At 51.8% G+C, this 19,589-nt stretch carries 22 protein-coding genes and 1 pseudogene; 5 read left to right on the forward strand and 18 right to left on the reverse strand.

The window, feature by feature from the left end:
* Window positions 1-116: 116 nt before the first annotated feature.
* On the reverse strand, window positions 117-641 hold the full coding sequence (locus A3844_RS08660) for a GNAT family N-acetyltransferase (protein WP_074084381.1): 525 nt from the start codon (window positions 639-641) through the stop codon (window positions 117-119).
* Between the two features lie 404 nt (window positions 642-1,045).
* Here A3844_RS08660 and A3844_RS08665 point away from each other — a divergent pair, with 404 nt between their 5' ends.
* Window positions 1,046-2,641 carry an acetate--CoA ligase gene (locus tag A3844_RS08665; protein WP_074107181.1) on the forward strand — a complete coding sequence of 532 codons (1,596 nt, stop codon included), beginning with the start codon at window positions 1,046-1,048 and terminating at the stop codon, window positions 2,639-2,641.
* A gap of 165 nt (window positions 2,642-2,806) precedes the next feature.
* Here the strand turns inward: A3844_RS08665 and A3844_RS08670 are convergent, their stop codons facing one another.
* The 3 genes from A3844_RS08670 to A3844_RS08680 form a co-directional block, all read right to left on the reverse strand.
* Window positions 2,807-3,403, reverse strand: a complete 597-nt coding sequence (locus tag A3844_RS08670; protein WP_074084379.1) for a hypothetical protein — start codon at window positions 3,401-3,403, stop codon at window positions 2,807-2,809.
* A gap of 90 nt (window positions 3,404-3,493) precedes the next feature.
* Window positions 3,494-3,934, reverse strand: a complete 441-nt coding sequence (locus A3844_RS08675; protein WP_074084378.1) for a HEAT repeat domain-containing protein — start codon at window positions 3,932-3,934, stop codon at window positions 3,494-3,496.
* A 91-nt stretch (window positions 3,935-4,025) separates the two neighbouring features.
* A complete protein-coding gene (locus tag A3844_RS08680; RefSeq protein ID WP_074107182.1) occupies window positions 4,026-4,715 on the reverse strand; it encodes a winged helix DNA-binding protein in 690 nt (229 codons plus the stop codon).
* Window positions 4,716-4,915: 200 nt separating this feature from the next.
* Here A3844_RS08680 and A3844_RS08685 point away from each other — a divergent pair, with 200 nt between their 5' ends.
* Entirely contained in the window at window positions 4,916-5,533 is a 618-nt protein-coding gene (locus tag A3844_RS08685; RefSeq protein ID WP_074102629.1) for an NAD(P)H-dependent oxidoreductase, read from the forward strand.
* Between the two features lie 25 nt (window positions 5,534-5,558).
* Here the strand turns inward: A3844_RS08685 and A3844_RS32750 are convergent, their stop codons facing one another.
* The 3 genes and pseudogenes from A3844_RS32750 to A3844_RS08690 form a co-directional block, all read right to left on the reverse strand.
* Window positions 5,559-5,702: a hypothetical protein gene (locus A3844_RS32750; protein ID WP_167374656.1), complete on the reverse strand. Its 144-nt coding sequence runs from the start codon at window positions 5,700-5,702 to the stop codon at window positions 5,559-5,561.
* 33 nt (window positions 5,703-5,735) lie between these two features.
* Window positions 5,736-5,957, reverse strand: a pseudogene (locus A3844_RS33985) (phosphotransferase); the annotation flags it as partial.
* Window positions 5,914-6,258 (reverse strand): hypothetical protein, encoded by a 345-nt coding sequence (locus tag A3844_RS08690; RefSeq protein ID WP_074107183.1) that lies wholly within the window; start codon window positions 6,256-6,258, stop codon window positions 5,914-5,916. The gene A3844_RS08690 and the pseudogene A3844_RS33985, both read right to left, overlap by 44 nt.
* Before the next feature lie 193 nt (window positions 6,259-6,451).
* On the opposite strand from A3844_RS08690, the gene A3844_RS08695 reads away from it, so the two are divergent.
* On the forward strand, window positions 6,452-6,871 hold the full coding sequence (locus A3844_RS08695; RefSeq protein ID WP_074102630.1) for a GNAT family N-acetyltransferase: 420 nt from the start codon (window positions 6,452-6,454) through the stop codon (window positions 6,869-6,871).
* Window positions 6,872-6,890: 19 nt separating this feature from the next.
* Here the strand turns inward: A3844_RS08695 and A3844_RS08700 are convergent, their stop codons facing one another.
* A complete protein-coding gene (locus tag A3844_RS08700) occupies window positions 6,891-7,604 on the reverse strand; it encodes a DUF554 domain-containing protein (RefSeq protein ID WP_074107184.1) in 714 nt (237 codons plus the stop codon).
* A 209-nt stretch (window positions 7,605-7,813) separates the two neighbouring features.
* Here A3844_RS08700 and A3844_RS08705 point away from each other — a divergent pair, with 209 nt between their 5' ends.
* A complete protein-coding gene (locus A3844_RS08705; protein WP_074107185.1) occupies window positions 7,814-8,998 on the forward strand; it encodes a nucleotidyltransferase domain-containing protein in 1,185 nt (394 codons plus the stop codon).
* Window positions 8,999-9,159: 161 nt separating this feature from the next.
* Here A3844_RS08705 and A3844_RS08710 read toward each other — a convergent pair whose 3' ends face one another.
* The 6 genes from A3844_RS08710 to A3844_RS08730 all read right to left on the reverse strand — a co-directional run bounded on the left by A3844_RS08710 (window position 9,160) and on the right by A3844_RS08730 (window position 14,869).
* A complete protein-coding gene (locus tag A3844_RS08710; RefSeq protein WP_074107186.1) occupies window positions 9,160-10,956 on the reverse strand; it encodes an ABC transporter ATP-binding protein in 1,797 nt (598 codons plus the stop codon).
* Between the two features lie 13 nt (window positions 10,957-10,969).
* Window positions 10,970-11,428: a lasso peptide biosynthesis B2 protein gene (locus A3844_RS08715; RefSeq protein WP_074084371.1), complete on the reverse strand. Its 459-nt coding sequence runs from the start codon at window positions 11,426-11,428 to the stop codon at window positions 10,970-10,972.
* Window positions 11,425-11,730: a lasso peptide biosynthesis PqqD family chaperone gene (locus A3844_RS08720; RefSeq protein WP_074084370.1), complete on the reverse strand. Its 306-nt coding sequence runs from the start codon at window positions 11,728-11,730 to the stop codon at window positions 11,425-11,427. Before A3844_RS08720 ends, A3844_RS08715 begins: the two co-directional genes overlap by 4 nt.
* The gene (locus A3844_RS08725; RefSeq protein ID WP_074084369.1) at window positions 11,727-12,668 is read right to left on the reverse strand and encodes a hypothetical protein; all 942 of its coding nucleotides are present in this window, start codon (window positions 12,666-12,668) and stop codon (window positions 11,727-11,729) included. The genes A3844_RS08720 and A3844_RS08725 overlap by 4 nt, the downstream gene beginning before the upstream one ends.
* Window positions 12,669-12,782: 114 nt before the next feature.
* The gene (locus A3844_RS32260; RefSeq protein ID WP_020426161.1) at window positions 12,783-12,908 is read right to left on the reverse strand and encodes a paeninodin family lasso peptide; all 126 of its coding nucleotides are present in this window, start codon (window positions 12,906-12,908) and stop codon (window positions 12,783-12,785) included.
* A gap of 29 nt (window positions 12,909-12,937) precedes the next feature.
* Complete coding sequence (locus A3844_RS08730; protein ID WP_074084368.1) at window positions 12,938-14,869, reverse strand: asparagine synthase-related protein; 1,932 nt, start codon at window positions 14,867-14,869, stop codon at window positions 12,938-12,940.
* Between the two features lie 284 nt (window positions 14,870-15,153).
* Here A3844_RS08730 and A3844_RS08735 point away from each other — a divergent pair, with 284 nt between their 5' ends.
* Complete coding sequence (locus tag A3844_RS08735) at window positions 15,154-15,738, forward strand: GNAT family N-acetyltransferase (RefSeq protein ID WP_074084367.1); 585 nt, start codon at window positions 15,154-15,156, stop codon at window positions 15,736-15,738.
* A 56-nt stretch (window positions 15,739-15,794) separates the two neighbouring features.
* Here A3844_RS08735 and A3844_RS08740 read toward each other — a convergent pair whose 3' ends face one another.
* The 4 genes from A3844_RS08740 to A3844_RS08755 all read right to left on the reverse strand — a co-directional run bounded on the left by A3844_RS08740 (window position 15,795) and on the right by A3844_RS08755 (window position 19,589).
* On the reverse strand, window positions 15,795-16,448 hold the full coding sequence (locus tag A3844_RS08740) for a M48 family metallopeptidase (RefSeq protein WP_074107235.1): 654 nt from the start codon (window positions 16,446-16,448) through the stop codon (window positions 15,795-15,797).
* Between the two features lie 164 nt (window positions 16,449-16,612).
* Entirely contained in the window at window positions 16,613-17,635 is a 1,023-nt protein-coding gene (locus A3844_RS08745) for an ABC transporter ATP-binding protein (RefSeq protein WP_074084366.1), read from the reverse strand.
* The gene (locus tag A3844_RS08750) at window positions 17,632-18,648 is read right to left on the reverse strand and encodes an ABC transporter ATP-binding protein (RefSeq protein WP_074084365.1); all 1,017 of its coding nucleotides are present in this window, start codon (window positions 18,646-18,648) and stop codon (window positions 17,632-17,634) included. Before A3844_RS08750 ends, A3844_RS08745 begins: the two co-directional genes overlap by 4 nt.
* Window positions 18,615-19,589, reverse strand: coding sequence for an ABC transporter permease (locus A3844_RS08755; protein ID WP_074084396.1), 975 nt, complete (start codon window positions 19,587-19,589; stop codon window positions 18,615-18,617). The genes A3844_RS08750 and A3844_RS08755 overlap by 34 nt, the downstream gene beginning before the upstream one ends.

The raw sequence follows: 19,589 nt of genomic DNA on the forward strand, positions 1-19,589 counted from the left end.
TTGTATCGTGATTGTAAAGAAGTAATTCCAAGCCAGTGTCCGTTTTTCTTGAGAAAAAACCCGCCTATTCATAATGAATAGTGCGGGCTGTGGCCTAGCTCATGGTAATCCCAATGCTACCGGCGGCGGCCAGGAACCGGGATATTATAGACTTCGGTATACAGGATATCCCGGAACATCCGGAATTCCTGCAGCGTCACCTGCCGGGGATAGGTCATGATTCTCAGAGGCAGATCGGCTTGCCCCTCGCGCAGCGGAGGCTGCACATAATCAAAAGGATTAAGATGAAAGCCCAGGCGCTCGTAAAAGACGATTCTGCGCTCTGCAAGCTTATTTTCCGGTGGCTCCACCTCCAGCACAACAGGCTTGTCCGTAAGGGCGAGATACGTCTGCATCAGCTTCTTGCCAATCCCCCCTCCGCGGATCTCGGGGTTGACCGCAAGATGCTCGACAAACCGCAGCTCTGGAAATTCCCATGCGGCCAGGAAGGCCTGAATGCGGTTCTCCGTATCCAGCTCGGTATGCAGCCGGTAATGAGGATGGCTGAGCAACGACTTTTGTCCACTGAAGGTTCTGATTTCAGTGACAGGAAAAGAAGCTTCCATAATGGTATAAATCTCTTCAAAGGCTGTAGGGTTCATGGTCATCTTCCTGCTTTCTGGATAGTTGCCGGTTAGCGGCTGAAGGTTCCTTGCTTGGCTTACCCTTAATGGTATTGGGTATAATCGTAAGCAAAAGATTAGGGAGGGAGCAAGCCATGCCGCCGCTTGGTGGCTTTTTCCACTATTATAGAAGGTTGCCCTGGACAAGTTGTTTCAATTTTGTATAATTTCCCATAAGCCTTTCCCTAATCGGGATTGCGACTATTTTGAAACCGTAGTGCCATGATGCTCTTCCTTTCTGGGGCCTATACATTTCTGCATGATAGCCAAAAATAGTCACAGAACATTCTCTACTGTTCCCCTCCAGTTTAGCACCTGGTACTAGGAGAACGTGCTATACTATACCTATTGAAAAAACATCACGTTTATATTAGGAGAGATTCATTTTGGACAATCAGCATTGGATTGCACCTGAATTCTACAATCTCACTTCGGAAATGGAGCATCATCCAGCCGATAAGATTGCGCTTAAGTGGCTACAAGAGAACGGCAATTACGAAGAAATCACTTACGGTGAGCTTATGAAGCAGGCCAACCGCCTTGCCGGCGGGCTATCCGGTCTAGGCCTGAAGCAAGGTGACCGTGTACTTGTTATGGTTCCGCGCCGGATTATCGCTTATGTCATTTATCTGGCCTGCCTAAAGCTTGGGCTCGCTGTTATTCCTTCCTCCGAAATGCTGCGGGCCAAGGATCTGGCCTACCGGCTGCGTCATTCCGAAGCCAGAGCGGTCATTGTCTGGTCTGAAGTGACCGGCGAAGTCAATAAAATCACCGATGATCTGCCGGCACTTGATTACCGTCTCTCGGTTGGCGGGAGTGAAGAAGTACTTGGCAGCGGGTGGACTGATCTGGAGGGCCTGATGGATGGGCAGCCGGAGAGTTTCACAGCTGTAGCGAGCCGCCGCGATGATATCGCAATTCTGGCTTATACCTCGGGAACAACCGGCAATCCCAAGGCTGTGGTTCATACGCATGGCTGGGGTTACGCACATCTGAGAATTGTCTCTTCGCTCTGGTTCGATATCCGTGAGTCCGATACTGTCTGGGCTACAGCCGCACCGGGCTGGCAGAAATGGATCTGGAGTCCGTTCCTCACTGTTCTAGGCAACGGCGCAACCGGCTTTGTCTACAACGGGCCTTTCCATCCGGAACGTTATTTGCAACTGCTGCAGGATCAGGGAATTCAGGTATTATGCTGTACGCCTACCGAATACCGCTTAATGGCCAAGACCGAAGGTCTGCCGCACTATGATCTGTCGAAGCTGCGCTGCGCCGTATCCGCAGGTGAGCCGCTCAACCAGGAGGTCATCAACACCTTCCAGGAGCATTTCGATATTACTATCCGCGACGGCTACGGGCAGACGGAGAGCACGCTGATTATTGCGGCACTCAAGGATGAACCGATCCGCGTCGGCTCCATGGGCAAATCCATAGCTCCTGGCCTTGTCGAGGTCATTGACGAAGAAGGGAACCTGCTGCCTGCAGGAGTCGTTGGAGATATTGCCGTACACTTAAGCATGCCAGCCTTGTTCCAGAACTATTACAAAGACCCTGAACGCAAGGTGAACTGCTCGCATGGAGAGTATTTTGTCACCGGAGACCGGGCGCACAAGGATGAGGACGGCTACTTCTGGTTCGAAGGCCGTGGCGATGACATCATCATCAGCTCGGGATATACCATCGGACCGTTTGAAGTGGAAGAAGCCCTGATGAAGCATACCCTGGTCAAGGAATGCGCCGTGGTGGCCAGTCCTGACGAGATTCGCGGCTCGATTGTCAAAGCCTTTGTAGTACTGAAGGACAATGTTACGGGTACACCAGAATTGGCCAAAGAGCTGCAGTCCCATGTAAAAGAGTGGACGGCCCCTTACAAATACCCGCGCAAAATTGAATTTATCGCGGATCTCCCAAAAACCGCCTCCGGCAAGATCCGGCGCGTGGAACTGCGGGAGCAGGAAAAAAAGGCTGCGCAGGAATAACCGCTTCACCGGCTATAGCATAAACACGGCAAGTTGCTTCTATAAATAATAAAGCGGGTGTCTTCCTATAAATGGAAGACACCCGCTTTTTGTATACGTGAGATAAATTGAACCTCTTTAATAACGAATTGAAATTTTCGTCCGCTGTGTTCTTCTGCCAGGAAATTATTCCGACCAATAGTTGGCCGACGGATTCAGTGCTGCGCCAACTTCCCCTTCGAGAACCAGATCACAGTCCAAATAGCCTTCCTCATCCAGAAAATACACATCCTGCTTGTAAAATTCGCAAAGCGTCTCCAGGAACTTCTCCGGGGAATCGTACATTACCACCAGGTCGCCGTAGTCATGCAGCAGGTCGCAGATCCGCTCGGTTCCGTCCTCACTCTGCAAATAGCAGATAAAATCACTACCGTAGTTGGTCAGGATGGGCAGAACGGTTCCTCCGCCGCTGTATCCCTTTTCTTCCAGAATACTTCTCAGCACCTGGATTTCCTGCGCATACTCCTGAATATGAATCAGCCGGTAGCCCGGAATGAATTCGATCAGACTTGGCTCTTCTTCGTTGCTGCTGGTACCCGAAACCTGGCTGTAGATGGCCTCCAAAAGCCCTGGCACAGCCGGTACGATATCGCTGATCGCCGGGACCCCGGCCGATCCCCCGCTCCCTAAGCTGGCAATGTAGTTCGGGCGCAGTCCGGCAGACAGCTGAAGAAACTCCTGAAATAGGCGTGTTAATGATTCAGTAGATGAATTGTTAAGCATATTGTCATCCTTTGCATGATTAGTTTTTGAGAACCGTCAAAAAACGGAGCGATAGGGAATCCTCCCCGTCTCTCCGCTCTATGGCCTTACCTATTTAGTGGCTGAAGCCCACAATTTCTGCAGCCAGGCGTCAAAATCTTCGCCCTTCTCGCCTTCATAAGCATCATAGACGTCAATCCGCATCTTTTTCAGCTTTTCCTTGAACTCTTCATAGGAATGGTCCCTTGGAAGGCTCTTCTTGACGCGCAGCACAATCTTGGATACACCTCTGAACAGCTCGGCTTTGTTCTTCGACGGCACGGTAACCTCTTCACCGAAGGCCTTTAGCTTCGCATATGCAGCTTCTTGGACGGTATATACAGGATCGCTGATCATCAGACGATTCAGAATATCAATAATTTGTTTATGGTTGAAGCGGCCAAGCTCCTCCACGGCCTCAAGACGCGCTCTCCAATCGGCAGAGCGTCCGGCAGCCTTCTTCAGTTCTTCGTAATTCTCCGGCAGCCCGTTATTCAATTCTTCATTATTCAAACGTTACAATCCCCTTCTTGGTTAAATCTGCTGGTCGTATAGTGCAATTCTACCGTACTGCACTCCTTGATTTCAATCTTTTACACCAATATTAATACGAAGTGAAAAAAACATCCTGCAGAATGGTCTTCGCCTTCTTCAGACTACGTTCATCCAGTTGACGGAGCATAGCTGTAATCTGCTGCAGCTCCGGGGATTCTCCTGTAAACAACGGCTCCTCCGCAGCGGCAGAATGCTGCCCTGCAAACTTAGCGGCAATGGTTTCCGGTTCCGTCCATGTCGCTTCCATCGTATCCTCAAGCCCACGGATGATGAAGGACAGTTCCTCCTCAGTGTATCTTTCCAGGAAAAGCCGGATGCCAATATTCATTTGCCGGTGCAGCGCCTGGTGAAGCTCAAAGACTTCCCGGCCTAACGCAGTCGTGCGGAACAGCACTTCCTTCTTGTTATCCGGCAAAAATTCCGTGCTGATGATTCCTTTCTCCAGCAGCCTCCGGGTGACCTTTGACACACTGCCCTTGGGAATGCCGAACTCTTTCGAAATGGAGGCTCCATTGACCGGCTCCAGCTTACCGATTGCGTCTATGACATGCAGCATCATCACCGTAGACTCCCGCAGAAACTCAATGACAAGAGGATTGTTGCAATTGCGGATCATCCAACGCCGCTCGTCATCATCCTCCGTTTGAAAATGCTTCTGAAGTTTAGACGCTGACTCCATTAGATTATGAATGAGAAGCTGCTTAGAGGTGATGCTTGCACGTTCTGGGGAATAAGGCACAGCAGGGTTCCCTCCTAAAAATACTTTCAAAGCCTACGCTTTAAATTCTGTGGCACTTGCTGAATCCAGTGTAGCAACAAACGGAACATAAATAAAGTTTCCAGGAAATATTATTGACACCATAGAAACCAGCATATATTATTGTATCCAAGAAACATAAATGTAATTCACGAAACAATAAACCCAAAGGAGTACTGCTCATGAGAATTGCTATTATTTTCGATCATCCATACGGGGCTGGAGCTTCCGCAAATATCCCTCACGCCCGAAGCTATTCCGCCGCCCTCCTGGCTTCCGTTATGCGCGGTCTGGCCTTGAACCACCATGAGGTGGATCTCATGGATCTTCATGCCGACGGTTTCAATCCGGTGATCTCTGCTGCAGAGCTTGCCGCCTGGAGACAGGGAAAGACGCTTGACCCGCTTGCCGCTGACTACCAGAAGCGTATAATCGCCGCCGATCATCTGATCTTCATTTTTCCAATCTGGTGGGAATGTATGCCCGCTACTACGAAGGGTTTTCTTGACAAAGTATTTGTTAAGGGGACAATCTATCATGAACCGAAGCCGGGACGGCCGTTCTCCCACCTGCTGCCGAAGCTTACAGGCGTCTCCCTGCTGACTGTGATGAGTACTCCGGACACGATCTACCGATGGTTCTTCGGCAACCCCGTCACCAAAGTTCTCTTCCGCGGCACCTTCCGCAAGATGGGTATCCACAAACTCCGCTGGTACAATTATACCAGTATGGAGAGACGCAGCCCGCAAGCGCGTGAACACTATCTGCAGAAAACCGAGCAGCGGTTCGCCCGGCTGTAGTTTGTGACATTGGTTGTCTAGCCGACTACTCCCGGTACCAGCCGGGAATCGTTCTACGGAATTGGTCATAGTCCTTCAGAGCGAGTCGGCAGCGTTCCATCATGTCCTGAATGTCGGCTTCGCCGTAGGGAATCGACCACTTTATGGAATACAGCGAGGTATACGCCACATACAGCGCCTGTCTTTTCCAGAAATCCTCCGGTGGCGGCCCTCCGAAATAGCCCTCCAGCTTGCCCTTAGCAAAAGGGATGCTCTGCTCCCTGTCGAAGAACTGTATTTTATAGAATTCCTCCGCATAATCTCCAATGTCCCAGCGGTTGAAATCTATAACGCCAATCCTTCCTTCAGTCGTGTAAATCTGTTCTGCCGAACGAAGGCAATTACTTGCTGATCCCCCTCCAGGTGGTACGGGCAGTCTTCGTATTCCTTGATCCTTGAGAGAATCTTGGCCTGCATCTCCGCTTCATAGTGGGGGAGCTTCTCTTGCTGCAACTCCCAAAATCAACAGCCCGGGACATCGGGAAGTCCAATTCATTAAAGCTGCGGATCGCTTCATATTCCCGCTGTTTGCACTCAAGCGAAGCACCCGGTGAGAGTCTCAGCAGCAATCTGCGCCCCGCCAGATCCTCGACATAAAACTTCCGGTCACTCGACCAGCCTTTCAGCACGGGTTCTACCGTTGACCACGACTCGGCCCCCGGTATCCCGCGTATAGCATTTATCATTTCCTCACATCCTTCCAGGAGTTTTTTGAATGTTCATCACTTATGCTCCCATCATGACCTTTCACTGATTTAGATCAGCGGTACTCAACAACTATAAAGAAAACTTTAGCACGAAGTCCTGGCAGAGATATGCTAAGCTCAAGATATTGAGCCCTTAACAGGCTTCTATCCGAACCGAGAGGAAGTATCGACCATGGAGCTTTTTATTTCTCAGACATCCCTCCCTGCCGACAAAACCTATGTATCAGACAAAATGAGAGAGTTTAACTGGAGGCATTTCCCTGATTCCTTAAAAGACAGGTACCAGGAAGTACAGCTGTTTCTAAAAAATGCGGATGGCGTGAATTACGGTGGCCTCACTGGTGAAATCTGCTGGAACTGGCTGGAGGTGCACTACCTGTTCGTGGACGAGGCCTGCCGCAAAACCGGCTATGGAAGCCTGCTGATCGCAGAGGCTGAATCCCTCGCCCGTTCCAAAGGCTGCGATTTCATCAAGCTGGACACCTTAAGCTTTCAAGCGTTGGATTTTTACCTGAAACACGGTTTCGAGGTGTACGGGACCCTTCCCAATGCCGGAGGCTTCAGCCACTATTACCTGAAAAAGGATCTCTAAGCGGCGGTTCTTCTACTTTTCAAACAGACTGCCCGTACCCGTACATTATCGCCACCAGCAACACCGCCACCAGAATGCCCGGCAGCAGATTAGCCACCTTGATCTTGGTAATCCCCAACAGATTGAGGCCGATAGCCATGATCATCACCCCGCCAGCTGCTGTCATCTCTGTAATTATGCTGCTCATCAAGGCATCGGGAACGAACCGGGTAATCTGTGTAGCACACAGGGCAATGGCTCCTTCATAGAGAAAAACGGGGATCGCAGAGAACAAGACACCCATTCCCAAAGTTGAGGTCAGTATAATGGAAATAAATCCGTCCATGATAGCTTTGGTATACAGAATCTGATGATCCCCTTTCATCCCGCTGTCGAGTGCGCCCAGAATGGCCATTGCCCCCACCACGAACAACAGACTTGCGGTGACAAAACCAAGGGACAGGCTCCCTTGTTCACCTGAACCTATCTTATGCTCCAGCCATTCGCCTACCCGGTTGAACTTCTCATCCAGATCTATCCATTCACCTGCCACAGCTCCGATGACGAGACTCAGGATGACGATCAGGAAGTTTCCGCTTTTGAAGCCCATCTGAATCCCCAGAACAATAATGGCAAGGCCAATCGCCTGCATCACTGTGTTTTTCATACTCTCCGGAATCCGCTGCAGCAGCTTGCCCAGGAGTGTTCCTGCAATAATCGCAATACCGTTAACTATAGCGCCTAGTAGTACCATCTCTTTCGCTCTTCCCCCACATTTGTGTATTCTTTGATCCGAGCACTCTCACTAGTCTACCAACTACCTTGACTGCGTCAATAGTCTATCTTCATGTTATAGTTCAGGAAATTGACAATTTTCAGGTTTCGATGGTACGCTCAAAGTGCGTTCTTTAAACCGAACAGATACAGAACGAAGCGTTACAAATTCAAGTAAGGAGATCTCCTATGAATGACGGGTATGGCCTGGATACAAAGAGCTTTTCCAAAGAGCTTCGGCTTCTATTAGAAGTCCTTAACACGGACGACATCGATGACACCGCCAAACAGAATCGACAGCTGTTCATGGATATCGACTGGGAGCTATGGGTACGGTTGTCCCTGCATCATCGGGTATTTCCTTATATTTATCCCAAACTTAGCCGGATGCGTGAAGAGCATGTGCCCCGAGAGGTAACCGAGCGATTGAAACGGGAGTACCGCAGAAATACTGTGCAAATGCTCCAGCTCAGCGGGGAAATGGGCTATATCGGGGAGGAGCTTGCGAAGCTGCAGATCCGTTCCCTGTTCCTGAAAGGACCGGTGCTTGCCCAGGAGCTGTATGGCGAAATCTCGCTGCGCACCTCACGTGATCTCGATTTTATCGTACCGATGGCACAGCTGGCTGAAACGGAATCACTGCTTCTCCGCCTTGGTTATGTGAAGGAGGAAGACTTCGAAAGTATACTGGGAGACTGGAAATGGCGGGAGCATCACACCACGTTCAATCATCTGGACAAAGGCATTAAGGTGGAGGTGCATTGGCGCCTCAGTCCCGGTCCCTCCACAGAGCCGGATTTCGACGAGCTGTGGAAACATGCACGGACGAGCAGCCACTTCGGGCAGAATGTCCATTATTTGGGCAGCGAAGACTTATTTCTTTTTCTGGCGGCCCATGGCGCGCGCCATGGCTGGTCGAGACTGAGATGGCTGCTGGATATCCGTCAGCTGCTGCTCCAAAAGCCCGATACCGGCAAACTAACCGCACTGCTGCGGCGGTACCATTACAACGATGTCGGCGGACAGGCGCTTCTGCTTGCTGCCGATCTGCTGGCTGCGCCAGTTGAGCCTGCGCTGGTCAGCCTCGCGGAGCGGCCCAAGGCGCGGCGGATTGCCGGGCTTGCGCTTTTCTATGTCGCGCGTATGATCAACCTGCACAATCCTCCCCTGGAGCCGGAGGTAGAGCGCCATTACAAATATTATCAGCCGGCGATCCTGACGCGCTGGCATCAGTTTCTGTACATCATCGGCTTTCTGTACCCTTATGCGGCAGATGCCAAGACGTTGCCGCTGCCAAAGAAGCTGCATGTGCTCTACTTCCCTTTGCGCCCTTTTTTGTGGACTTGGCGCAAGGTTAGCGGCAGAACGGAATAATAGCCATACCGCGCCGATGGCCGCACGGTATGGCTGTGAAATAGAGATACTCCCTTTCAACGCACCAATAAAAAGGATACTCCTGCACTTTGTGCGGAAGTATCCTTTTTTTATACCCATTTATTTCATTAGAACGCAGAACCTGCTACACCACTCTAACCTTACATGGCCTCTTCCTGGCTGCTGAGCAGACGGCTAAACATGCCTCCTTTTTCGGAGGCCAGGCCGCTGAATACTCCCTGCTGGATGACACGGCCCTGGTCGATGACCAGAATCTGATCCGCTCCCCGGATCGTCGACAACCGGTGCGCGATGACGATGACTGTGACTGTTGCCTTCAAACGCTCCAGCGCCTCCTGAATCCGCTTCTCGTTCTCGGTATCCAGTGCACTCGTCGCTTCGTCCAGCACCAGGATGGACGGCTTGCGGATGATTGCCCGTGCCAGCACAAGACGCTGCCGCTCTCCGCCTGAAAGACGGACGCCGCGGTCACCGAGCAGTGTGTCTAATCCCTGAGGCAGCTTACGGACAAAATCGGCTGACGAGGCGAACTCCAGCGCCTCCCATAGCTCATCCTCACTGGCATCCGGCTTGATCATCGTCAGATTGTCACGAATCGTGGCGTTATACAGAAAAGGGTCCTGCGCTACATAGCCTATAGAACGCCGGTAAGGCAGAAGCCTCTCTCCAGTGACCGGCTGCCCGTCTGCCAGAATCTCCCCCGATTCCGGCTGCATCAGTCCCATGAGCAGGTCCACCAGCGTGCTTTTCCCTGCACCCGAACGTCCTACAATGGCAGTCATACGGTTAGCCGGGATCACCACGTTCACTCCGCGCAGCGAGTACTCCTGCTCTTGCGGGTTGTAGCGGAAATCCACATTGCGCGCCTCCAGACTATGCTTAAGCATCATAGGGGCAACGACAGCTCTGGATTCCTGCGCGCCATGCTCCGCAGCCTGCAGACATTCTTCCTGCAGCAGCTGCAATTGCTTGAAGGAAGGCAGCACGGAAGCAAGCTGCTCCAGCAGTGTCTGAAGCGCGGAGAAGGTCGGCCACAGCCGGGCGAACACCAGAATCACCAGGAGCAGATAAGGTCCCTCCACATGCAGAAAACGGAACGACACGAAGATGAACATCGCGATCAGCAGCGTTGATGACATTTTGTACAGCAGCTGGGAATTCGTGCGCAGCCGCGTATAATCCAGCTGCTCCTGTTTGACCTCACCGGTGAATTCATGCATCCAGCCCAGCCGGGAATCCTCCAGATTGTTGCTTTTGATATCCTTGATGCCGTTCAATTGATCCGTAATCCCGGCCAGATACTGCTTGCCCAGCTCGGAGCTCCGGCTGCCCAGCCTCTTCGCCTTGCGGATAAACCGGCGGGAGAACAAAGACAGCAGAACCGCGCAGACCAGTACGGCAAGCGTCATTTGGGGAGACAGCCAGAACGCGAAGCCAATCTGGACCAGTGTGAACAGCAGCGAAGTCAGGAACTGCAGGAAAGCGCTGATCCCCGCAAGCACCCTCGCGAGCTCGGTCGTCATTACATTGATCAGGTCAGAGGTGCGTTTTTTCAGAAAAAAAGACCATTCGGCCCGCAGCAATGCACTGTATACTTCATACCGCAGCTGCCGGCTGTAGGTCTGCTGAATATCGACGTTCCGGATAGCTACAAAACGGGTGATCAGATTCTGGGAAAGTACAATGAATACATACCCGCCAAGCACCAGCGCAAGCGCTTCGGTCTGAGGCAGGTCTGATATGAAACCGAGCATAGGCAGGTCGAGGCCTGCCGTTTTTCCGCCAAGCTGAATGCCGGCCATGCCCAGCATGGGCACCAGCAGCAGAACGGCAGAGCTCTCCAGCAGGCCACTGATCCCCATACCGAGCAGATTTAGATACAGTTTGACTCCGGACAAGCGCTGAAGCTGCCGGATGTAGTACATTATCGCTTGCATGGACCCACCTCGATCACTCAGCATGTAATACTTTGGCGAATTTCTTCACCACCACGAAACCCTTCATCACATCATCGCCGGAGACATAATAAGACCCGCTGCGTAACCAGGCATGGGCAATCATCTGGCCCTGCTTGTCCTTGGCAACTCCCATGTACAGCGTGCTCTCGATCCCGCGTTTTTCGAGCATTTGGAGTCCGGCTACCGCCCGGACCATACAAGTGCTTTTCCAGGGCGTATAGCGGCTCATGATACGGATCGCTTTGGTAATATGCTGAATGCGGGCGATATCGCTCTCTTTGGATACTACAGGGGTTTCCAGAGACTGTATGCCCAGCTGGGAAGCCGTTTTGGCAAAAGGAAACAACAGCTGGATCCGAACGAGAAAAAGCCTCCAAAGCGCCTCGGGAAGGAGCGCCAAGGCGGCTTTGTCCACCGTCAGCAGTAAGCGAATGCGCCGCAAGGTAATCATGGCTGGCTTACAATAGCCGCAAGATCCTCATTCAGCAGGCTCTGCAAAAAAGCAAACACATCCTGGCGGGCAATCTCTTCTGGAACCTCAAAGCTCTCCTGAATGATCTCTACCACCCGGCCTGCGGTTACAGGCGACGCCAGCGCAGTCCAGATTTCCCCGCCAACCTCACCCAGGTTGTAGTATTTGCCATTCTTTACATTCAGCATGACCTTCTCGCCGTCCATATCGCTGGCAATATTCCCCTCGCGCTGTACCAGCACGGATTCGAGCGATAGGACCTCTGTAGTATTCATATTCATGGATTCATCTCCTTCATTTGATGCTGCTGCAACGCTTCTAGAATAAGTGCGGTTTGCTGCGGAGCACTGAAGCCCTGCTCCGGCCGGGTCAGCCGGTACATCGGCAGCCGTCCCACGAAGGAAGCCAGCATTCCAAAATGCCATTCACGGATACCAATCCGGTCGACAATTGCTCTCTGATAAGTATGATTGTACAAGGTGTGAAACCGCTCCATACCGTTAATCGTCTGCAGGCTGACCGGAGCCTCCGGGGCGGCAGATAATTCAAACAGGCCTGCAAGCTGCAATGGCTCACCGTAAAAGCGGTCATGCACCGGTACGGCAAACTTGGTTTCTCTCTCAAACAGCGGGCGGTAGAGGGACGAATTCATTCCCAAATAGTCCAGGCTCTGCTGCCACAGCTTTTGCTGCGGATAACCTGGAACGGCTAATGGATAACCATTATGCACCATAACGGGAATAACGTCGTCACTGATCAGCGGACTCCCCTGATCCATCAAATACGAGGCCAGCGTTGATTTGCCTGCCCCTGAACGCCCAACCAGTGCGTATGCCTTGCCATCTATAACAAGCGCACTTCCATGAAGCGGAAGAATCTGTTTCTGCATCAGCAGAATCCCCATGCAGCTGCCAAGGATGAAGAGACGGATACAATCCGGATCTGCTCCTGAAACAGGTGATACTGTAATCGTATTGCCGTCCTGAATGGCAAAGATGGCTGTATCCTTCGCCTCGAACATAACCTCATGCCCGGATACCCCAAGGCTCCGCGTGATCTTCGGTATAGCTTCCCAGCGGTCTTTCAGATCCCCCTCAATGACCGATATGCTGCCTATAAGCCCCGGCTCACTGGTAATAGGAAGCTCCGGCAAAGGGAATTCGCTGTGGATCTGCAGACCAAACGCTTTGTAAGCCAAACCTTGAACGGTACTCGCCATATGATCCACTCCATATCTTCGGGTTTGCCCGGTTTCGGGGTATTGCTGTAAAATATAGCCCTTGTCCCCCTCAGCAAGCAAAGGGAGACTAGGGCCAATCGAACCAAAACCATCCTAGGAGTAGTGTTGTACTTCATCCGGATCATCTTGGAAGGCATCAACGATGGCGACACCAGGTCCAGCCATAGTCATTTTCACATCGAGTACTTCCAAAGCAGGCTTGCTGTATTCCTTTTTCATATTTTCACCCCCTTTCAAGCATTGCACTCTCAGGACAAACGCTTCAGAAAACGATAAAACACAAGTCCACGTGTCAGAAGGCGAAAATCCGAGTTGAAAATCATACTTGGTGCGGGCTCACTACCCAGCCGATTCAAACATTCGGCGAGCCCGGTATTATTAAGGTAGGCGGAGGTGCGAGGGTCCTTGATCATCTCCCGGAGCTCCTGAAGAAAGGCTTCCCATTTCGGGAGCATACGGTAAATCCCGTCCGCCCCCTGAACGCCGCGCCGCTTCCGGTTCAGACGCACCTCATCAGGCAGTAATCCCTTCATCGCTCTGCGGATCAGTGAACGATCCACCCCATTTTGTACATATTGGCTCTCCGGAACAGACAGGCAAAAGCGGATAACACGCAGATCATTCGTGGGATCTCGATCCCACACCCGGTATTTCAGCGACAGCTTTGTCGCTACCGTACCATTCACATTCCAGACATGCGGCTGTTCAAAATGCTTGCGCCGGATATCATAGATGGTCTGGGAAGATCCGCTGTTTATCCCCAGCACCCTAAGCCGTTCCTCCACTTCTGTACGCCTCGCGAAATCGGGGTGAATCAGATCAGGAGGGGCTTCGTGCTGCTTAGCCGGCAGCAGCTGGGTCAGGGCCGGGAAGGCTTTTTTGCCGACAATTTGAAATACCTTCTTGCGGTTTGCACCCATCGACTCATTGTACTTCCGGTTTTCCCGGTAAAAGGAGATCCAGCGGAATTCACGAATCAGCTTGGCCTGATAATCCAGCGCAGGTCCCCAGGATATGCTCCAGTTGCCTCTTTGTCCGCTGAGCAGCACGCCAATGTTCTTCATTTGCGCCTGTTCAAAGATCCCTTTTAGCCAGTAAGAATTTTCGATAAATTTATAAGGCATCTCCATAATATCCAGCCACTCATCAATGTCATTGTAAGGACTCAGATGGGGGAAATTCAAAAAGTTGGGCTGAATATTCCCCACATGATCGATGGTTTCCTGAATATAGGGACGCTCGTCGGCGACACGTTTGCCGATGTTGAAATCGACAAAGTTATCCACCGGATAGGAACTGAAGGTATGTAACGGCTGGCCCTGGCGGCGAAGCTCTGCAGCTGCAAAGCTGACTACCGAGCCGGAATCAAGCCCCCCGCTCAGGTTAGCTCCAACTGCGCGGTGTGTCCGAAGCCTGTCCCGGACCGCTTGCCCAAACACCTCACGAAAGGCTTCCTCATACTCCTGGTCTGACCGCAGCCGCAGCTCGGGTGGAGCCTGCAGAGTGCAGTAGCGGGAGAACGAGATATTTCCGCCGCTTACGGAAATAGAATGGGACGGCGGCAGTTGTTCGATGGATTGATAGACTGTGGAATATAGGTCCGAGACATCTGTCCGTGTATGGATCGCCAGGAACTCGGAGGCCCACCCCTCATTCAGGGTCCGGTCCGCCCCTGGCATCGACAGGAGTGGATGAATGACGGTACAGAAAGATAAGAGCCCCCTGGACCGAAGGAAGTACAATGTCCGGTTCCCGGAGAAATCTCTGGCTCCGAACAGCGCACGCTTCCGTTCATCCCATATCATAAAGGCAAAGTCACCGACCAGATAAACCGGTGCCTGATCGCCCCATTTCTCATAGGCGAGCAGAATAAGAAGACTGTCCGGTATAGAGACTCTATCCCCCCGCGGCACCTGAAGCCGCTCGAACAACTCTTCCCGGTTATCAATAATTGCGTCAGCCGTAATAGCCAGTTTCCGCTCAGCATCATAAAAGGGAAGCGTCTCTCCGAGGGATTGTGGCGTGACCCACTGGGACAGGCAGCCTAGGAAAATGTCTTTGCTCTGCCACGTCCTGAGCTCATCAGCGGGATAGCGGTCAAGCTGTTGCATTAGGGCTGGCCCCAGTTCCGGGTCCAGAGGTTCATGCTGCAATGGATAGATTCCGGCGATCGCGCTCATGGTAAGGCCCCCACCTGATTTAAAAGCCTCCCCGTGCTTCTAAAAAGCACCGATTGGAGCTTTTTTACTGGTTCTTAATTAAGAACATTTCTTTATATATAAGATAACCCCCATCCCATTCATTGTGAATAACACCAGCGGGTACTTTTAGGTATCCTTTAGCGTATTGACAACTTTAGACATGCATGTTATAGGCATAGGCAAAAAGACTGTAATCAATCCGATTGAAAACCGGATAAACCATATGTTATGTTAATCAGTAACATTTTCTGGGAGCTGAGACCATGGGACCTGCTGGTATAAATCCAATTTTATTGAATATCCCTGAGAACTTCGAAAGTAATCGTCTACTGATTCGTGCAGCACAGTGGGGAGACGGAGCCGCTGTCAACGAGGCGGTTCACGAAAGTCTTGCAGAACTGAGTCCATGGATGCCTTGGGCACAAGTTCCGCCGACTGTTCAGGAATCCGAGGCCAGCATCCGCCGGTCGCATCTGCAATTCATGGAGCGAAAAGACCTCAGAATGCTTCTATATCATAAGGAATCCGGTCAACTCGTGGGTAGCAGCGGGCTGCACCGGATAGACTGGCAGACGCGCAAATTCGAGATCGGGTATTGGGTGCGGACATCTTGCAGCAGGCAAGGATATATCAGCGAGGCCGTAGATGCCATTACGGACTATGCGATTAGAGAGCTGGGCGCTAACCGGATCGAAATCCGGTGTGACTCGCGCAATACGCAGAGCGCACGGGTGGCCGGGCGCCTGGGCTTCACCCTGGAAGGCATCATCCGAAACGACAAATGTGATGTGGATGGAGCGTTAAGAGATACTATGATCTTCTCGAAGGTCCGTGGAATGGAGTACTAGTAAGGGGGAGTTACGCTGCAGGAGCTTGAACTCAAGCACCCGAATACATTTATCAGCTAAAGTGTCATAAACTGACCCTGCCGCGCCAGAAAAGCCTCCTTCTCTTTATAATCCGGCATTACACTTCCAAGACGGCGCCAAAAGGACCGGTCATGGTTCATATGCAGCAGATGGCACAGCTCATGGATAATCACATAATCGATCACTTCGGGCGGTGCCATGGCAAGCCGGTAATTGAAGGTCAGCTTTTTATCCGCGCTGCAGCTTCCCCATTTGGTTCGGGACTCTACGATTTCAATAGATTTGGGCTTCACCTTCAGCACCGTCTGATACCGGGTGATCCGCTCGGCAACGATTTTTTTCAGACTGGTAAAATAGAACTTCTTCAGCTCGAGCTTCAGCTTCTCCTCATCCCGCTCACCGGTCTCAATCAATTCATGCAGCAAAACTTCCTTCCCGAGGTACAGGAACCGCCCTTCCTCCTGATACTCCTTGGGAGCCGGAAGCTGCCGGGCCGCCGCATTCCTCTGCAGACTCTCCAGAATCCATTCTTGATGCCGCTGTACACTACTCCGAATCATCTCTTCGCTTGTGCCCGTAGGCGCCTTAACAATAATAAGCCCCACCATATCAATCTGCAGAGAAATTTTCTTCCGTTTGCCGTACTGAATATGAAGCTGTAAGGTCTGTTCTCCAAGTTGGATCTGCATAGCCACCATCGTTTCTGTAAGATTTCATTTCCCCTAAGCTTAGCATGAATTCACTCTACATATGAAGCATGATCAAAGAGGGGATGTTTCCGCAGCCGGATAACGGCTTCAGGAACATCCCCTCTTTTCATGCCATATTTATGATTTCATAGGCATCCGCGGGATCACGAAGTGGCCAGCGGAAAATGGCAGGCCACCATCCGGCCGGGGAGCAACTCCTCAAGCTGCGGCTCCTGCTGGCGGCATTTCTCCTGGGCCATCGGACAACGGGTGTGAAACCGGCAGCCTGAAGGCGGATTTGCCGGTGAAGGAACATCACCCTGCAGCACAATCCGGTCTTGCTTCCGTCTTGGCGTCGGCTTGGGAATAGCCGAGAGCAGCGCTGCTGTATATGGATGCAGTGGAGCGGCGAATAAAGCCTCGGTCTCTGCGACTTCGACCATTTTACCCAAATACATGACGCCTACACGATCCGAGATGTGACGGACGACATTTAGGCCATGCGCAATGAACAAGAAGGTCAAACCAAGCTCCTTCTGCAGCTTCATCAGCAGGTTAATTACCTGGGACTGCACCGAAACGTCGAGTGCCGATACCGCTTCGTCGGCAACAATGAACTGCGGATTCAGCGCAATCGCACGTGCGATCCCGATCCGCTGGCGCTGTCCGCCCGAGAATTCATGCGGGTAACGGTTTCTCCGCGATGCATCGAGGCCCACCAGCTCCATTAGCTCCACGACTCTGGCGTCGATTTCCTTGGCCGACATGCTCCGGTGAATACGCAGCGGCTCTCCAATAATATCCTTGACCAGAAACCGCGGATTCAAAGACCCGAAAGGGTCCTGAAAAATAATCTGCATCTTCTCCCGCAGCTTCCGCAAATCCTGATGGCTCAAAGAGTGGATATCCTGGCCACCAAACAGGACCTCTCCTCCAGTAGCGCTTTGCAGTCTGAGCAGTACGCGTCCAAAGGTAGACTTGCCGCAGCCGGATTCACCAACGAGTCCAAAGGTTTCCCCTTTGCGGATAGATAAGGAAACACCGTCTACCGCCTTTACCTGCCCCACAGTCCGGTTAAGAAGACCTTTAGTTATCGGGAAGTATTTTTTGATATTCTTCACCTCCACCAGAACTTCAGCGGTGGAGGTTGTCTCCATCATCGGTTGGACTGCCGTGTCATTCGTCATGCTTGTCTCACCTCATCTTTGTTGTCAGCTTGAACCGGCTTACCCTGAAACAGCCAGCAGGCCGCACGGTGATCATCCGTAATCATGAAATCCGGCGGCTCCTTCATACTGCAGACCTCCATCGCATGCGGACAGCGCGGATGAAAGCGGCAGCCTGTCGGAAGCTGGCCAATGGGCGGAATCGTTCCTTTTATCGTATACAGTTCTCCGCCGCGTCCTCCCTCAAAGCCGGGAATGGATTGCAGCAGACCAATCGTGTACGGATGGCTGGGATGATCAAAGATTTCTTCTACCGTGCCCTCTTCTACAATCGCTCCGGCATACATAACAGCAATACGGTCCGCAATTTCAGCTGCAACACCCATATCATGGGTGATCAGCAGAATGGACATGCCAAGCTCGGCCTGAAGCTTGCGCAGCAAATCCAGAATCTGAGCCTGAACGGTAACATCGAGGGCTGTAGTAGGCTCATCGGCGATCAGCAGCTCAGGATTACAAGCGAGGGCAATAGCGATAACCACCCGCTGGCTCATCCCGCCGGACAGCTCATGCGGATACTGTTTCGCCCGGATTTCCGGTGCCGGAATGCCAACCAGCTTCAGCAGGCCAACAGCCATCTCCGCAGCTTCTTTGGCATTTTTATTCTGATGAAGCTGCAGACTTTCGGCAATCTGATCCCCTATCGTGAATACCGGATTCAATGTGGACATCGGATCCTGGAAGATCATAGCGATCTTGTTGCCACGGATTACCCGCATCTCCTCCTGCGTCTTGGCAGCGAGATCCTGGCCGTGAAAGTTAATATTGCCTTCGAGAATCATCCCGCCTGCATAATCGATAAGCCGCATAATAGCGAGTGAAGTGACACTTTTACCGCTGCCGGATTCACCTACCAGACACACCGTTTGACCTTTATCCACTGCAATGGAGATTTGGTCGGTTGCTTTAACCATCCCCTTCTCTGTGATAAAGCCGGTGGTCAGTTTCCGGATTTCGAGTAATTTTTCCGCCATTTGTCCAGCCTCCTCCGGGATTTGGTCACTTGCTGTCTGGGATCCAGTCCATCCCGGATACCATCGCCGATAAAGTTAACCGCCAGCACCACAAGCAGGATACACAACCCTGGATATACGGCCTGCAACGGATCTATCAGCATAAATTCCTGTGCATTACTAAGCATAAGGCCCCAGCTTGTGGCCGGAGATTGAATGCCAAGCCCCAAATAGGACAGTGCAGACTCACTTAGAATCGCCCCGCCGACCATCAGAGTCGCATTCACAATAATCGGGAAGCTCGCATTGCGAAGCAGGTGGCGGAAAATAATCCCCCAGTTCGATACCCCAATCGCTCTGGCAGCCTCAACATACTGCATCTCCCTAAGCTGCAAAAAATTTCCCCGGACCAGACGGGCAATGCTCATCCAGCTGGTTAAGGCCAGAATGAGGATCATATACTTAACCTCTGAACCGAAAATGGCCAGCACCAGAATGTTAAGGAAGAGCGTAGGCACGGAGTTCGTCACGTCAACTATACGCATAAAAATCGTATCCACCCAGCCGCCAAAGTAACCCGAAATTGCGCCGACAATCGAACCGACGACTACTGAAGCAAAGGCTACTGTAAACCCGATACTCAGGGAAATTCTCGCACTGTACAATAGTCGGGTGAGAATGTCGCGGCCCAGTTCGTCCGTCCCCAAAAGATGTCCTTCAGCTCCGGGCTTCAGGTTGGGAAACATCATATCAATGGCGTCTGGTTTATATTTGGTTAGAACTGGAGCAAGAATCGCCACAATGATGAAAAAGAGCAGAACGAAAAGCCCGCTCATTGCATATGGGTTGTGTGAGAACTTTTTCCACAGGATGACCCAAGGACCGGGAGGTCTCTTAAGCTCTGCCGCCGGCAGCCCTTGTTCCACTTTCAATGAATCCGTCGGAAGTTGTGATTGCCCTAT

It is taken from the genome of Paenibacillus helianthi, from assembly GCF_001909055.1.
Lineage (GTDB): Bacteria > Bacillota > Bacilli > Paenibacillales > Paenibacillaceae > Paenibacillus_AQ > Paenibacillus_AQ helianthi.

Excerpts from the sequence above, each read along its gene's own strand:
- A3844_RS08730 (WP_074084368.1), bottom strand. The coding sequence starts at position 14,869 with ATGAGCGCGATCGCCGGAATCTATCCATTGCAGCATGAACCTCTGGAC.
- A3844_RS08720 (WP_074084370.1), bottom strand. The coding sequence starts at position 11,730 with ATGAATATGAATACTACAGAGGTCCTATCGCTCGAATCCGTGCTGGTA.
- A3844_RS08745 (WP_074084366.1), bottom strand. The coding sequence starts at position 17,635 with ATGACGAATGACACGGCAGTCCAACCGATGATGGAGACAACCTCCACC.
- A3844_RS08705 (WP_074107185.1), top strand. The coding sequence starts at position 7,814 with ATGAATGACGGGTATGGCCTGGATACAAAGAGCTTTTCCAAAGAGCTT.
- A3844_RS08670 (WP_074084379.1), bottom strand. The coding sequence starts at position 3,403 with ATGCTTAACAATTCATCTACTGAATCATTAACACGCCTATTTCAGGAG.
- A3844_RS08710 (WP_074107186.1), bottom strand. The coding sequence starts at position 10,956 with ATGCAAGCGATAATGTACTACATCCGGCAGCTTCAGCGCTTGTCCGGA.
- A3844_RS08695 (WP_074102630.1), top strand. The coding sequence starts at position 6,452 with ATGGAGCTTTTTATTTCTCAGACATCCCTCCCTGCCGACAAAACCTAT.
- A3844_RS08725 (WP_074084369.1), bottom strand. The coding sequence starts at position 12,668 with ATGGCGAGTACCGTTCAAGGTTTGGCTTACAAAGCGTTTGGTCTGCAG.
- A3844_RS08715 (WP_074084371.1), bottom strand. The coding sequence starts at position 11,428 with ATGATTACCTTGCGGCGCATTCGCTTACTGCTGACGGTGGACAAAGCC.
- A3844_RS08700 (WP_074107184.1), bottom strand. The coding sequence starts at position 7,604 with ATGGTACTACTAGGCGCTATAGTTAACGGTATTGCGATTATTGCAGGA.
- A3844_RS08690 (WP_074107183.1), bottom strand. The coding sequence starts at position 6,258 with ATGATAAATGCTATACGCGGGATACCGGGGGCCGAGTCGTGGTCAACG.
- A3844_RS08685 (WP_074102629.1), top strand. The coding sequence starts at position 4,916 with ATGAGAATTGCTATTATTTTCGATCATCCATACGGGGCTGGAGCTTCC.
- A3844_RS08660 (WP_074084381.1), bottom strand. The coding sequence starts at position 641 with ATGAACCCTACAGCCTTTGAAGAGATTTATACCATTATGGAAGCTTCT.
- A3844_RS08735 (WP_074084367.1), top strand. The coding sequence starts at position 15,154 with ATGGGACCTGCTGGTATAAATCCAATTTTATTGAATATCCCTGAGAAC.
- A3844_RS08750 (WP_074084365.1), bottom strand. The coding sequence starts at position 18,648 with ATGGCGGAAAAATTACTCGAAATCCGGAAACTGACCACCGGCTTTATC.
- A3844_RS32260 (WP_020426161.1), bottom strand. The coding sequence starts at position 12,908 with ATGAAAAAGGAATACAGCAAGCCTGCTTTGGAAGTACTCGATGTGAAA.
- A3844_RS08740 (WP_074107235.1), bottom strand. The coding sequence starts at position 16,448 with ATGCAGATCCAACTTGGAGAACAGACCTTACAGCTTCATATTCAGTAC.